Raw genomic sequence first — 13674 nt, 5'->3', positions numbered from 1 at the left:
CCAGGAGACCGATGGGACCGCGGAGTGCGGGGCAACGACAGCTACCAGGCTGACGACCACCTCTCTCAGCTCGAAGCCGAGATGGAGCGGCTTCGTACCGAGCGGGGCAAGGCCGTCGACCACGCCGACGACCTCGGATACCAGGTCGAGGTGCTGCGCGCCAAGCTGCACGAGGCGCGCCGCAATCTGGCGTCCCGCCCTGCCTACGACAACATCGGCCACCAGGCCGACCAGCTCCTGCGCAACGCCCAGATCCAGGCCGACCAACTCCGCGCCGACGCCGAGCGCGAGCTGCGCGACGCCCGCGCCCAGACCCAGCGGCTGCTCCAGGAGCAGGCCGAGCACCAGGCCCGCTTCGAGGCGGAGTGGCACGCCGAGGCCATCGCCCGGCGGCGGCAGCTCGACGAGGAGCTGGGCGAGCGCCGCGCGACCGTAGAGACGCACGTCAACGAGAACGTGGCGTGGGCCGAGCAGCTGCGGGCCCGCAGCGAGTCGCAGGCCCGCCGCCTGCTGGACGAGACCCGCGCCGAGTCCGAGGCCGCGCTGGCCGCCGCCCGCGCCGAGGCCACCCGGGTCGCCGAGCAGACCCGCGAGCGGCTGACCTCGGAGGCGCAGGCCGCGCGCAACGAGGCGGAGCAGCTGCTGCGCCGGGCCCGCACCGACGCCGAGCGGCTGCTGACCGCCGCCTCGACGCAGGCGCAGGAGGCCACCAGCGAGGCCGAGCAGCTGCGCACCTCCACCCGCAGCGAGTCCGACGAGGCCAGAAGCCGGGCGATCGAGCTGTCCCGGCTGGCCGAGGAGCGGCTGCGGGAGGCCGACGAGGCGCTGCGCACCGCCCGCGCGGAGGCCGAGCGGCTGCGCGAGGAGGCCACGGCCGGCGCCGCCAAGCGCCTGGCGGCCACCGAGACGGAGAACGAGCAGCGCACCCGTACGGCCAGGGCCGAGATCGCCCGCATGGTCGGCGAGGCCACCAAGCAGGTGGACAGCGCCAAGGCCGAGGCCGAGCAGACCGTCGCCGACGCCCGCGCCGAGGCCGAGCGCATCCGTACCGAGGCGCAGGAGACCGCCCGCGCCGCCGCGTCCGAGGACGCCGCCGCCCAGCTGGCGCAGGCCGCCAGGTCGGCCGAGGAGATCCTGACCAAGGCGTCGGAGGACGCCCGCTCCACCACGAAGTCGGCGGGCGAGGAGGCCGAGCGGATCCGGCGCGAGGCCGAGGCGGAGGCCGAGCGGCTGCGCAGCGAGGCCGAGGCGTCCGCGCAGGAGCTGCGCGGCGCCGCCCAGGACGACACCGAGGAGTACCGGGCCAGGACCGTCGAGCTCCAGGAGGAGGCCAGGCGGCTGCGCGGCGAGGCCGAGCAGCTGCGGGCCGACGCGGTCGCCGAGGGCGAGCGGATCCGCGGTGAGGCCCGCAGGGAGGCCGTCCAGCAGATCGAGGAGGCCGCGAGCCGCGCCGAGGAGCTGCTGGCCAAGGCGAAGGCCGACGGCGACGAGCTGCGGCAGGGCGCGGCCGCCGAGGCCGACCGGATGCGGACCGAGTCCGTCGAGCGGGCCTCCGCGCTGAACACCAAGGCCGAGGAGGCCCTCCAGCACGCCCGCGCCGAGGCCGAGGAGCTGCGCCAGGAGGCGGAGCGGCAGGCCGCGACGGTCAAGGAGGAGGCCGAGCAGGCCGCCGAGCGGCAGCGCACGGAGGGCGAGACGCTCGTCGCCCGGATGCGCGAGGAGGCCGAGACCGACCTGGTACGGCTCCGCGAGGAGGCCGAGGCCCGGCTCGCCGCCGCCGAGCAGTCGCTGCGCGACGCGGACACCGAGGCGGAGCGGCTGCGCCGGGAGGCCGCCGAGGAGGCCGAGCGGCTGCGCCAGGAGACCGCCGAGCGGGTCCGCACCCTCCAGGAGCAGGCCGAGGCCGAGGCGGTACGGCTGCGGGACGAGGCCGCGGCGGACGCGGCGCAGACCCGCGCGGAGGGTGAGAGCGTCGCCGTACGGCTCCAGGCGGAGGCGGCGGCGGAGGCCGAGCAGCGGCGCGCGGAGGCCAAGGAGCACGCGGACCGGGTCCGCGCGGAGGCCGCCGCGGCGGCCGAGCGCCTCGGTACGGAGGCCGCGGAGGCGCTGGCCGCCGCGCAGGAGGAGGCGGCCAGGCGCCGCCGCGAGGCCGAGGAGCTGCTGGGCGCCGCCCGCGGCGAGGCCGAGCAGGAGCGCGCGCAGGCCCGCCGCGAGAGCGAGGAGTTGCTGGCCGCCGCCCGCAAGCGCGTCGAGGACGCGGCGGCGGAGGCCGACCGGCTGGGCGCGGAGGCCGACCAGCGGGCCGCGGAGGCGGTCGCGGCGGCCGAGGCCACCGCGCAGCAGGTCCGCGACTCGGTCGCGCATCTGCACCAGGAGGCCGAGGAGGAGATCGCCGGGCTCCGCTCGGCGGCCGAGCACGCGGCCCAGCGGGTGCGCGGCGAGGCCCAGGGCGAGGCGGACCGGCTGCGCGCGGACGCCAACTCCGAGCGGGAGCGGGCGTCGGAGGACTCGGCGCGGATCCGCCGGGAGAGCCAGGAAGAGGCCGACGCGGCACGGCAGTTGGCCGACCGTACGGTCACCGAGGCGATCGAGGAGTCCGACCGGCTGCGCGCCGAGGCCCGCGACGACGCCAACCGGATGCGTACCGACGCGGCGGGCCAGGCCGACCAGTTGGTCACCAAGGCCCGCGAGGAGGCCGAACGGCTCGGTATCCTCGCCAAGGACGCGCTGGACACCGCGGAGCGCGAGGCCGAGGAGGCGCGGACGCATTCGCAGCGCGTCCTCGACGAGGCGCGCGAGGCGGCCAACAAGCGCCGCAGCGAGGCCGCGGAGCAGGCGGACGAGCTGATCGGCAAGGCGCAGGCGGAGGCCCGCAGGACCGCGGCGACGGCCGAGGAGCAGGCCGACGCGATGGTCGGCGCGGCCCGCGGCGAGGCCGAGCGGCTGGTCAACGAGGCGACGGCGGAGGGCAACGGCCTGGTCGAGCGGGCGCGGACCGACGCGGACACCATGCTCGGCGAGGCCAGGCACGACGCGACGGCCATAAGGGAACGTACCGAGGAGCTGCGTCAGCGCGTGGAGTCCGAGGTCGAGGAGCTGCACGACCGGGCCCGCAAGGAGGCCGCGGAGGCGATGAAGACCGTCGGCGAGCGGGTCGACAAGCTGGTCACCGCCGCCACCGAGCAGCTCGCCGAGGCGGAGCAGAAGGCCGCCGAGATCAAGTCCACGGCCACCTCCGAGGCGAGCAAGGTCCGTATCGCAGCGGTGAAGAAGGTCGAGGGCCTCCTGAAGGAGGCCGAGCAGAAGAAGGCCGAGGCCGAGCGCGAGGCCGAGCGGGTCAAGGGGGAGGCCCGCAGCGAAGCCGATCGCATCGTGACCGAGGGCAGACGAGAGCTGGAGATCCTCGTGCGCCGCAGAGAAGACATCAACGCGGAGATCTCTCGCGTCCAGGACGTGCTGGAGGCGCTGGAGTCGTTCGAGGCACCCGGTGGCGGTGTCACCGCTGGTGCGGGCGCGGGAACCACTCGTTCGAGTGGCAAGCGCATCGATGATGCTCCACTCGATTGAGCGGACATTCTCCATACCTAATAGGCAATGGCTCGGTGACACGCCGCCTGGGCCCCTAGGATTCCCCCTATCACCTCAACCGGTCTGAATCGACAGGATCCCCATGAGCGACACTTCCTCCCCCTTCGGCTTCGAGCTCGTTCGGCGCGGATACGACCGCGGACAGGTGGACGACCGCATCACGAAGCTCGTCGCCGACCGTGACAGCGCACTGACGAGGATCACCGCGCTGGAGAAGCGCATCGAGGAGTTGCACCTCGAAACCCAGAACGCCCAGGCCCAGGTCAATGACTCGGAGCCGTCGTACGCGGGTCTCGGTGCCCGTGTCGAGAAGATCCTGCGCCTCGCCGAGGAGGAGGCGAAGGACCTGCGCGAGGAGGCCCGCCGCGCTGCCGAGCAGCACCGCGAGCTGGCCGAGTCGGCCGCCAACCAGGTGCGCAACGACGCGGAGGCGTTCGCCGCCGACCGCAAGTCGAAGGCCGAGGACGAGGGCGTCCGTATCGTCGACAAGGCGAAGGGCGACGCTTCGCAGCTCCGCGCCGACGCCACGAAGGACGCGCAGAACAAGCGCGAGGAGGCGGACGCCCTCTTCGAGGAGACCCGCGCCAAGGCCGCCCAGGCCGCCGCGGACTTCGAGACGAACCTGGCCAAGCGCCGCGAGCAGTCCGAGCGTGACCTGGCGGGCCGTCAGGCCAAGGCCGAGAAGCGCCTGGCGGAGATCGAGCACCGCGCCGAGCAGCTCCGCCTGGAGGCGGAGAAGCTGCGCACCGACGCCGAGCGTCGCGCGCGTCAGACGGTGGAGACCGCTCAGCGTCAGTCCGAGGACATCGTCGCGGACGCGAACGCGAAGGCCGACCGGATCCGCAGCGAGTCCGAGCGCGAGCTGGCGGCGCTCACCAACCGCCGCGACAGCATCAACGCTCAGCTCACCAACGTCCGCGAGATGCTGGCGACGCTGACCGGTGCCGCGGTCGCCGCGGCCGGTGCTCCGGCCGACGACGAGCCGATCTCGCGTGGCGTCCCGGCGCAGCAGTCCCGCTGATCTCCCGATCGGAAGCTCGGGCCCGGTCAGGAGCCACGGCCGCGGGAAGGGCCAAAGCGTCTGAACACGGGCTGAAGCCTCTGAACACGGGCTGAACGTTCGCCGACGGGTCGCCCGACACCCCCGCCCATCCCGGGCGGGGGTTTCGGTTTACTCCGGGGCGGTTGCTAGCCTCGCCACCATGATTGAGTTGCAGGGGCTCACCAAGCGGTACGGGGACAAGACCGCCGTCGACAATCTGACCTTCACCGTGCGCCCCGGCGTGGTGACCGGCTTCCTCGGGCCCAACGGCGCGGGCAAGTCCACGACGATGCGCATGATGCTCGGGCTGGACAACCCGACCTCGGGCAACGTACGCATCGACGGTCAGCACTACGCGCAGCTCAGCGAGCCGCTGAAGTACATCGGCGCACTGCTGGACGCCAAGGCCATCCACGGCGGGCGGACGGCGTACAACCATCTGCTGTGCCTGGCGCAGTCCAACCGCATTCCGCGGCACCGGGTGGACGAGGTGCTGGAGACGGTCGGTCTGACGGCCGTGGCGAAGAAACGTTCCAAGGGCTTCTCGCTGGGCATGGGCCAGCGGCTCGGCATCGCGGGGGCGCTGCTCGGCGACCCCGAGATCCTGATGTTCGACGAGCCGGTCAACGGTCTCGACCCCGAGGGCATCCACTGGATCCGCAACCTCATGAAGGGGCTGGCCGCGCAGGGCCGTACGGTCTTCGTCTCCAGCCACCTGATGAGCGAGATGGCGCTGACCGCCGAGCATCTGATCGTGATCGGCCGCGGCCGGCTGATGGCCGACACCTCGATGGCCGACTTCATCGAGAAGAACTCCCGCTCCTACGTGCGGATTCGCACCCCCCAGCCGGAGCGGCTGAAGGACGTGCTGGCCACGGCGGGGTTCACCCCGGTGACCACGAGCGACGGCACGTTCGAGATCCAGGACGGCGACACGGCGCAGCTCGGCGAGCTGGCCGCGCAGCATCAGGTGGTGCTGCACGAACTCAGCCCGCAGCGGGCATCGTTGGAGGAAGCGTTCATGCAGCTCACCGCGGACTCGGTGGAGTACCACGCGGGCGGTGTGCTCGCGCCGCCGCCCGGTCCGGGCGGTGCCGCGCCGCAACCCGGCGCCCCCGCTCCGCAGTGGGGTGCGGACTGGCGCAACTCCGGCTCCGGGAAGGGGAACTGACATGGCGTCTCCTACCGCCGTCCTCCAGTCCGAGTGGACGAAGATCAAGTCGGTACGTTCCACGGTCTGGACGCTGGCGCTCGCCTTCATCGTCACCGTGGGTCTGGGCGCGCTGATCTGTCTGGTGGTCAACAACACCTTCCACGACAGGTCCGCCACGGACAGGGCGACCTTCGACGCCACGAACACCAGCTTCTTCGGCATGTCGCTCGGCCAGTTGGCACTGATCGTCTTCGGTGTGCTGGTGATCTCCAGCGAGTACAGCACCGGCATGATCCGCACCTCGCTTGCGGCCGTCCCGCAGCGCGGGATGTTCTACTTCTGCAAGGTCGCCATCGCGGGCCTGCTGGGCCTGGTGGTCGGCATGGCCACCAGCTTCGTCGCGTTCTTCCTCGGCCAGGCGCTGCTCGGCTCGCACAAGACGTCGATCAGCGACTCGGGGGTGCTGCGGGCCGTCTTCGGCGCGGGGCTCTACATGACGCTGATGGTGCTGCTGTGCGTCGGCGCCGCCGCGATGATGCGCAGCCCGATGCTGGGTCTGGGCATCCTGATGCCGTTCTTCTTCCTGGTCTCGCCGATCCTGTCGGCGGTGCCGAAGGTGAAGACGTTCGCCAGGTACCTCCCCGACCAGGCGGGCCAGAAGATCATGCAGGTGGTGCCGGATTCGGGCGACCACACCGCGTACGGCCCCTGGGGCGGTATCGGCATCATGGCGATCTGGGTGATCGTGGCGCTGGTCGGCGGTTACGTGGTGCTGGCCAAGCGCGACGCCTGACGCGGTAAGGGGCCGTCTTCCGGGCGGCCCCGCACGTCGGCCGAGTCCCGATAGTCGCAATGGGGGCACCTCCCGGGTGCAACTCCGGGGGACGGTGGGGGGAACCAACCCCCACCGGCTACGCTTCCTCCCTCACGGGGGCGAGTCGCCTCCGTTGCAGCGAGGGGCGGAGCATGATCCAGGCAGTCGGCCTGACCAAGCAGTACGGCGCGAAAACAGCCGTGTACAACCTGTCGTTCCAGGTACGGCCTGGCACCGTCACCGGATTCCTCGGCCCGAACGGCTCGGGCAAGTCCACGACGATGCGGATGATCCTGGGCCTGGACGAGCCGACCTCCGGCCAGGTGACCATCGGCGGAGTGCCGTACCGGCGGCTGCCGAACGCGCCGCGCAAGGTGGGCGCGCTGCTGGACGCCAAGGCGGTGCACGGGGGCCGCAGCGCCCGCCAGCACCTGCTCTGCGTGGCGCAGCTCTCCGGCATCCCGGCCCGCAGGGTCGACGAGGTGCTGGGCGTCGTCGGCCTCCAGGACGTGGCCTCCCGCCGCTCGAAGGGCTTCTCGCTGGGCATGGGCCAGCGGCTCGGCATCGCGGGCGCGCTGCTCGGCGACCCGGAGGTGCTGCTCTTCGACGAGCCGGTCAACGGCCTCGACCCCGAGGGCATCCACTGGGTGCGCAATCTGATGCGCAAGCTGGCGAGCGAGGGCCGTACGGTCTTCGTCTCCAGCCACCTGATGAGCGAGATGGCGCTGACCGCCGACCACCTCATCGTCATCGGCCGCGGCCAACTGCTCGCCGACATGAGCGTCAAGGACTTCATCGCGCACCACTCGACCGGCTACGCGCTGGTCCGCACGCCCGCCGAGGGCGGTGAGCGGGAGAAGTTCAGCAAGGCGCTCACCGACGCGGGCGCCGCCGTACAGCCGGAGCAGGACGGCGCGCTGCGCGTCACCGGCCTCGAACTGCCCAGGATCAGCGACATCGCGTACGACGCCGAGGTCCGGATCTGGGAACTGTCGCCGCACCAGGCGTCGTTGGAGGAGGCGTACATGCGCCTGACCAGCGGCGCGGTCGACTACCGCTCGACGCAGGACCCGCGCCAGGGCCTCCAGCACGCGGCGCCGTACGCCGTCCAGGGCCCCGGCGGCTACGCGCCGCCGCCGGGAGCGCAGGGCTGGCAGCAGCCGTACGGGCAGCAACAGCCTTACGGGCAGCCGGGTTACGGGCAGCAGCAGCCCGGCTGGGGGTACCAGCAGCAGCCGATGGCCGCGCCCGTACCGCAGCAGTCGTACGCTCCCCAGCCGCCGCCGGCCGCTCCCGCCGCTCCCGCGCCTCAGCCCGCCGCACCCGCCGCACCCGCGCCTCAGCCCGCCGCACCCGCCGCACCGCCCGCACCCGCCGCCCTGAACATGGACAAGTCCGACAGCGAGGACGCCCGATGACCGCCCCGGCCCAGTTCCCGGCCTCCGCCCCCCACGGCGGCTACCAGCAACAGCAGCCGCCGCAGCCGCAGTTCGCCTCGCAGTTGCCGGTCGCGCAGACCACCCTCGGGCAGGCGGTGCGCTCGGAGTGGACGAAGATCCGCACGGTGCGCTCCACGGTGTGGACGCTCGGCGTGATGCTCGTCCTGGTCATCGGCATCAATCTGCTGGTGGTCGTGCCGATCGACCACAGCAACGACACCAGTGTGCCGGTGCTCGCGCCCGGCCTGTTCGGCCTGATCCTGGGCCAGTTGGCGATCATCACGCTGGGCGTGCTGGTGATCACCTCCGAGTACGGCACCGGCATGATCCGTACCACCCTGACCGCGTGCCCGCGGCGCTCGCGGGTCCTGACGGCGAAGGCGATCGTCTTCTTCCTGCTGTCCTTCGTGACCACCACGGTCGCCTGCACGATGACCGCGCTCATCAGTTGGAGCGTGATGTCCGGCAAGCGGGTCTCCGGATACGACCTGGAGGACCCGCACCCGGGCGTCGTCATCAAGGACGGCGTGACCGCCGCGAGCGGCACCGAATGGCTGGGCGCGACCGTCGGCGTCGGCCTCTACGTGGCGCTGCTCGGCCTGCTGGCGCTCGCCGTCGGCACGCTGCTGCGGCACTCGGCCGGGGCGATCACCACCATGCTGGGCGTCGTCCTGCTGCCGCTGCTGATCGCGATCTTCCTGCCGTCCAGCCTGGACGGGGCCCGCGACAAGCTGGTGCGGTTCTCCGCGCCCAACTCGCTGGCCTCGCTCTACCACTTCCCGATGATCGGCGAGGGCGACCAGAACGGCCTGCCCCAGCTCATCACGCTGGCCTGCGTCACGGCGGTGCTGCTGGGAGCGGCGTACGCGACCCTCAACAGCAGGGACGTCTGAGCACCAGGAACGTCTGAGCGTCAGGGGCGTCTGAACACCGGTGCCGCCCGAGGCGTACCGGACGGCTCAGCCGCTTCAGCCGCCGCCGGACATGGCCCCGGTTCAGTGCCGGGGGGCGTTACGGGACCGCTGCACCTTGCTGGTGCGGCGGTCCCTCGCGTTCCAGCACGCCCGGTGCCAGTGCCGCCGGTCGTCCACTCCCCCGTACTCCCGCCAGGCCACCACGTGCCCGACGCCGGGCGGGATCTCCTGGTCGCAGCCGGGGCAGCGGTAGTGCTTGCCGGAGGCGCTGCCCGCCACCGGGCGCACCACCCACTCCTCGCCCTGCCACTCCACGGTGCTGCCGGCGCCGAACCCCGACTCCTGCTGCTCCGTACGGTCGGCGGGGCGGCCTCCGCCGGGCGGGCGGTTTCGACGCGGCGACACGGGACACCTCGCGCTCTGCTGGGCTTCGCGGACTCTCCGTCAAGGGTACGCGGCCGGTCGGTCCATACCGGAACACCCGCCTCGCGCACACCAGAACGGCTCATCTCCGATATGACTGCCGAAAATCATGAAAACGTCCCAGAAAGCCGTGCCTTTGGCACGTGCCAAGCGTTACCAAGGGAGGAGGGATGAGCAATGCGAGTTGGGACTTTCGTCATAGCGGCCCAGTTCCCCGGTCAGGGCCAGGGAGAGGCGCTGCACCGGGCGATATCCTCGGCCGAGGCCGCTGACGCCGCGGGACTTGACACGGTATGGCTGGCAGAGCACCACTTCGTCCCGTACGGCGTGTGCCCGTCGGCCGTCACCCTCGCCGGGCTGCTGCTCGGGCGTACGCGGCGGATCGGCGTGGGCACCGCGGTGAGCGTGCTGCCGACCGCGCATCCGGTGGCGCTGGGCGAACAGGCCGCGCTGCTGCACCTGGCGTCCGGCGGACGCTTCACCCTCGGGGTCGGCCGCGGCGGCCCGTGGGTGGACCTGGAGGTCTTCGGCACCGGACTGGCCGCCTTCGAGGCCGGTTTCCCCGAATCGCTCGACCTGCTGCTGCGCTGGCTGCGCGAGCCCGCGGTCGGCGCGGACGGTCCGCGCTACGCCTTCCGCGAGGTGTCCGTCGTACCGCGCCCCGACGAGCTGTACGACCCGGCGGCGGAGCCGGTGGCGGGCTCGGGGCCGCCCGTCGTGGTCGCCTGCACCTCCCCCGCCACCGTGCGGCTGGCCGCGGAGCGCGGGCTGCCGATGCTGCTGGGGATGCACTGCGGGGACGAGGAGAAGGCCGCGATGGTGGCGGTCTGGCGGGAGACGGCGCTGGCCGCCGGGCACTGCCCCGACGCCGTGTCGGCCGCCGGTCATGTCTCGGCGGGCGTGGCCCAGGTCGGGGACACCAGGTCGGACGCGGTGGAGACGCTGCTCAAGTCGATGCCCGGCTGGCTCCAGCGCGGGCTCGGCGCCCACCGCACGGTGGACGGCAGCGCGCGGGCCATGCGCGACCCGCACGCCTACACCGAACTGCTCTGTGATCTGCACCCGGTGGGTCCGCCGCGGCTGTGTGCCGACCGCCTCGCGGCGACCGCGGAACGGACCGGTATCACCCGGTTCGCCCTCCTGGTGGAGGGCTCGGGGGACCTCACCGCCACCTTGGACAATGTGGCCAGGCTGGGCGCCGACGTGCTCCCGGAACTGGCCTGATTACGCGGGCGGGTCCGGTTGCGGGAGCGGGCCGCATTGTGCCGACGCCCAGTGCGCGCTAGGGCCGTGACCGGCGGTGTTCGCCGGGCGGGGCGTTACGTCAGCAGTCCCTGAACTCCGGTGACTGGTTGAGCACTTGGGACCTGACGGAAGTGAACTTGCCGTAGCTCTCGGCGATCCCGGGGTCCACCGTGTCCAGTGGGAAGACCGCCACGCGGTGGCAGTTCTGGAAGGCGAGCCGCACCCCGAAGTGCCGCTGTAGGGCCCCTCGTATCGCGTCGCTGGCCAGTGCACGGAGCAACTGGCCGCGTTCCTTCTCGCTCGGCGGCGGCACCTGGTTGTCGGCGAAGGCTCCGCCGTCGACCTTGAGCTGTGCCACCAACGAGCTGATCATCTCCCACGCGTAAGGGAGGGACGTCCTGACGCAGTCGACGAATTCCTGTTCGTCGACCTCGCCTCGCTCGGCCTGTTCGAGGAGGGCCGGTGAGACGTCGAGCGACATGGGTACTCCTCTCGTGACCCCGTGATCACACGGAGCCAGACGGACGGGTTGCCGGCGGCCGGACCAGCGTTCCCGCACGTCCGGCCTCCGCTTCAACCGTAGGGTCGTTGGTCCGACCGCACCAGGAGGTAGCACACTTAACCGGCCAAGTTTCCGCAGTCGTCCGGAGTCGTACGCACAGGGGCGGACGGGACGTGCGGGGGCGAAACGTGCGGCGGTGAATCACACGGGGCCGAATCGCGTACGGGGCGGCGCGTCCAGTAGCGTTGCGCACCATGCGTCTCGTCATCGCCCGCTGCTCCGTCGACTACGCGGGCCGGCTCTCCGCCCACCTGCCCTCCGCCACCCGGCTGCTGCTCATCAAGGCGGACGGCAGTCTGTCGGTGCACGCCGACGACCGGGCCTACAAGCCGCTCAACTGGATGTCCCCGCCCTGCACGCTCAAAGAGGGCGACGACGGCGTCTGGACGGTCGTCAACAAGGCCGGTGAGCAGCTCATCATCACCATCGAGGAGGTCCTGCACGACTCCTCGCACGAACTCGGTGTCGACCCCGGCCTGATCAAGGACGGTGTCGAGGCGCACCTCCAGGAGCTGCTGGCCGACCGGATGGAAGTCCTCGGCGAGGGCTGGACCCTGATCCGCCGCGAATACCCCACCGCCATCGGCCCGGTGGACATCCTGTGCCGCGACGCCTCGGGCGCCACCGTCGCCGTCGAGCTGAAGCGGCGCGGCGACATCGACGGTGTCGAGCAGCTCACCCGCTACCTCGAACTCCTCAACCGCGACCCCCATCTCGCCCCGGTCCGGGGGGTGTTCGCCGCCCAGGAGATCAAGCCCCAGGCCCGCGTGCTGGCCACGGACCGCGGCATCGGCTGTGTCGTCCTGGACTACGACGGCATGCGCGGCATCTCCGACGACAAGCTGCGGCTGTTCTAGCCCGCCGCGCTGACCCGCCCCTAAGCCTCGCCGCGCTGGCCCGCCCCTTTGACTCACCCCTTTGCCTCACCGCTTTGACCCGCGGCGCTGGTCCGCGGCTTCGAGGGAGTCGAGCCGGCGCGGGAGGCGGGCGCCGGCCCGGGCGGGGGTCAGTCGAGGCAGAATTCGTTGCCCTCCGGGTCGGTCATCACGATGTGGCCCGGACTGAGGAGGGCGGGCTCGTGGCGGGCGAGGCGGGTGGCGCCGAGGGCGACGAGGCGGTCGGCCTCCTTCTCGTGGGCCGCCATCCGCTCGTCGCCCTCCAGGCCGGGGGCGGCGCGGACGTCGAGGTGGACGCGGTTCTTGGCCTGCTTCCCCTCGGGGACGCGCTGGAAGAAGAGCCGGGGCCTGACGCCTGAGGGGTCGACGGCGGCGGAGCGTTCGTTGCGCAGCTCGGGCGGTACACCCATCGACTCCAGGGCCTCGTCCCAGGACGAGAAGCCCTCGGGCGGGTCTTGGAGCCGGTAGCCGAGGGCCTCGGCCCAGAAGACGGCCAGCGCGTTCGGGTCGGCGCAGTCGAAGGTGATCTGGATGTCGCGGACTTCCTGGTGCTCGTTCATGATCCCAGCGTGGCGCATATAGCGGACAGATACGTTCCGTGATGGCCGGGCGGTGTGGAACGATCACCCGATGACCGTAGAAGCGACGACCGAACGGGTGCTGCGGCTGCTGTCGCTCCTCCAGCACCGCTCGTCCTGGACGGCCGGTGAACTCGCCGCCGAGCTGGGCGTCACCGACCGCTCGGTGCGCCGCGACGTGGAGCGGCTGCGCGCGGTCGGCTACCCCGTGCACGCGGTCCCGGGCGTCGGCGGCGGCTACCGGCTCGGCGCGGGCACCCGGCTGCCGCCGCTGCTGCTGGACGACGACGAGGCCATCGCGACGGCGGTCTCGCTGCGGCTGGCGTCGGGCGGCACGGTCGCGGGCGCGAGCGAGGCGGCGCTGCGGGCCCTCGCCAAGCTCGACCAGGTGATGCCGCCCCGGCTGCGCGCCGAGGTGCGGGCCGTCCAGGGCGCCACCGACACCCTGGTGGGCCCCACGGACGAAGTCGACCCGGACCTGCTGATGACCTTCGCGCGGGCCTGCCGGGACACCGTACGCGTACGGTTCGCGTACAGCGGCCGGGACGGCGGCACGGCGCGCGAGCGTACGGTCGAGCCGGTGCGGATGGTCACCACGGGACGCCGCTGGTACCTGATGGCCTGGGACGTCGACCGCGACGACTGGCGCACCTTCCGGCTCGACCGGATGCGCGACGCGCAGACGACCACCTGGCGCTTCCGGCCCCGCGAGCACCCCGACCCGGTCGCCTACGTGCGGCGCTCCGTGACCGAGTCCCCGTACGCGCACCTGGCCCGCGTCCGGCTGCGCGCCCGGACGGAGCTCGTGAGCGACATGGTGCCGCCGCAGGTCGGACGCGTCGAGGACGACGAGCGCGACGGCTGGTGCGTCCTCGTCATCGGCGCGGATTCCCTGGAGGTGACCGCCGCCCGCGTGGCCGCGCTGGGCTTCGAGGCCGAGGTGCTCGAACCGCCGGAGCTGCGCGAGGCCGCCGCCCGCCTGGCCCGCCGCCTCGCCGCCATGGCGGAGGGCGGCTGACC

12 protein-coding genes are annotated in these 13674 nt (G+C 72.4%); 9 read left to right on the top strand and 3 right to left on the bottom strand.

The genetic code is table 11. From position 1 onward, the window contains the following. Window positions 1-24 precede the first annotated feature (24 nt). The 6 genes from scy to ACZ37P_RS27355 all read left to right on the top strand — a co-directional run bounded on the left by scy (window position 25) and on the right by ACZ37P_RS27355 (window position 8929). A complete protein-coding gene (scy, locus tag ACZ37P_RS27380) occupies window positions 25-3567 on the top strand; it encodes a polarized growth protein Scy (RefSeq protein WP_467349075.1) in 3543 nt (1180 codons plus the stop codon). 103 nt (window positions 3568-3670) lie between these two features. Further along, the gene (locus tag ACZ37P_RS27375) at window positions 3671-4609 is read left to right on the top strand and encodes a coiled-coil domain-containing protein (protein ID WP_188281921.1); all 939 of its coding nucleotides are present in this window, start codon (window positions 3671-3673) and stop codon (window positions 4607-4609) included. Between the two features lie 181 nt (window positions 4610-4790). Next, window positions 4791-5801 (top strand): ABC transporter ATP-binding protein, encoded by a 1011-nt coding sequence (locus ACZ37P_RS27370; RefSeq protein WP_355344135.1) that lies wholly within the window; start codon window positions 4791-4793, stop codon window positions 5799-5801. Between the two features lies 1 nt (window position 5802). Then, window positions 5803-6576: an ABC transporter permease gene (locus ACZ37P_RS27365; RefSeq protein WP_355344138.1), complete on the top strand. Its 774-nt coding sequence runs from the start codon at window positions 5803-5805 to the stop codon at window positions 6574-6576. Window positions 6577-6749: 173 nt separating this feature from the next. Beyond that, a complete protein-coding gene (locus ACZ37P_RS27360; RefSeq protein ID WP_355344141.1) occupies window positions 6750-8015 on the top strand; it encodes an ABC transporter ATP-binding protein in 1266 nt (421 codons plus the stop codon). Continuing rightward, a complete protein-coding gene (locus tag ACZ37P_RS27355) occupies window positions 8012-8929 on the top strand; it encodes an ABC transporter permease (RefSeq protein WP_391044602.1) in 918 nt (305 codons plus the stop codon). The genes ACZ37P_RS27360 and ACZ37P_RS27355 overlap by 4 nt, the downstream gene beginning before the upstream one ends. A 102-nt stretch (window positions 8930-9031) precedes the next feature. Here the strand turns inward: ACZ37P_RS27355 and ACZ37P_RS27350 are convergent, their stop codons facing one another. Next, complete coding sequence (locus ACZ37P_RS27350) at window positions 9032-9355, bottom strand: ATP/GTP-binding protein (protein ID WP_355344147.1); 324 nt, start codon at window positions 9353-9355, stop codon at window positions 9032-9034. A gap of 195 nt (window positions 9356-9550) precedes the next feature. Here ACZ37P_RS27350 and ACZ37P_RS27345 point away from each other — a divergent pair, with 195 nt between their 5' ends. Beyond that, on the top strand, window positions 9551-10597 hold the full coding sequence (locus ACZ37P_RS27345) for an LLM class flavin-dependent oxidoreductase (protein WP_355344150.1): 1047 nt from the start codon (window positions 9551-9553) through the stop codon (window positions 10595-10597). Window positions 10598-10697: 100 nt separating this feature from the next. On the opposite strand, the gene ACZ37P_RS27340 is transcribed toward ACZ37P_RS27345, so the two are convergent. Next, window positions 10698-11099, bottom strand: coding sequence for an SCO5389 family protein (locus ACZ37P_RS27340; protein ID WP_188281928.1), 402 nt, complete (start codon window positions 11097-11099; stop codon window positions 10698-10700). Window positions 11100-11374: 275 nt separating this feature from the next. On the opposite strand from ACZ37P_RS27340, the gene nucS reads away from it, so the two are divergent. Continuing rightward, entirely contained in the window at window positions 11375-12037 is a 663-nt protein-coding gene (gene nucS / locus ACZ37P_RS27335) for an endonuclease NucS (RefSeq protein WP_355344154.1), read from the top strand. Window positions 12038-12186: 149 nt separating this feature from the next. Here the strand turns inward: nucS and ACZ37P_RS27330 are convergent, their stop codons facing one another. Further along, a complete protein-coding gene (locus ACZ37P_RS27330; RefSeq protein ID WP_355344157.1) occupies window positions 12187-12636 on the bottom strand; it encodes a VOC family protein in 450 nt (149 codons plus the stop codon). Between the two features lie 70 nt (window positions 12637-12706). On the opposite strand from ACZ37P_RS27330, the gene ACZ37P_RS27325 reads away from it, so the two are divergent. Beyond that, window positions 12707-13672 carry a helix-turn-helix transcriptional regulator gene (locus ACZ37P_RS27325; protein ID WP_355344160.1) on the top strand — a complete coding sequence of 322 codons (966 nt, stop codon included), beginning with the start codon at window positions 12707-12709 and terminating at the stop codon, window positions 13670-13672. Window positions 13673-13674: the final 2 nt, after the last annotated feature.

This window comes from Streptomyces sp. NPDC024632, from assembly GCF_055559175.1.
This window is presented reverse-complemented; position numbering and strand designations above follow the sequence as displayed.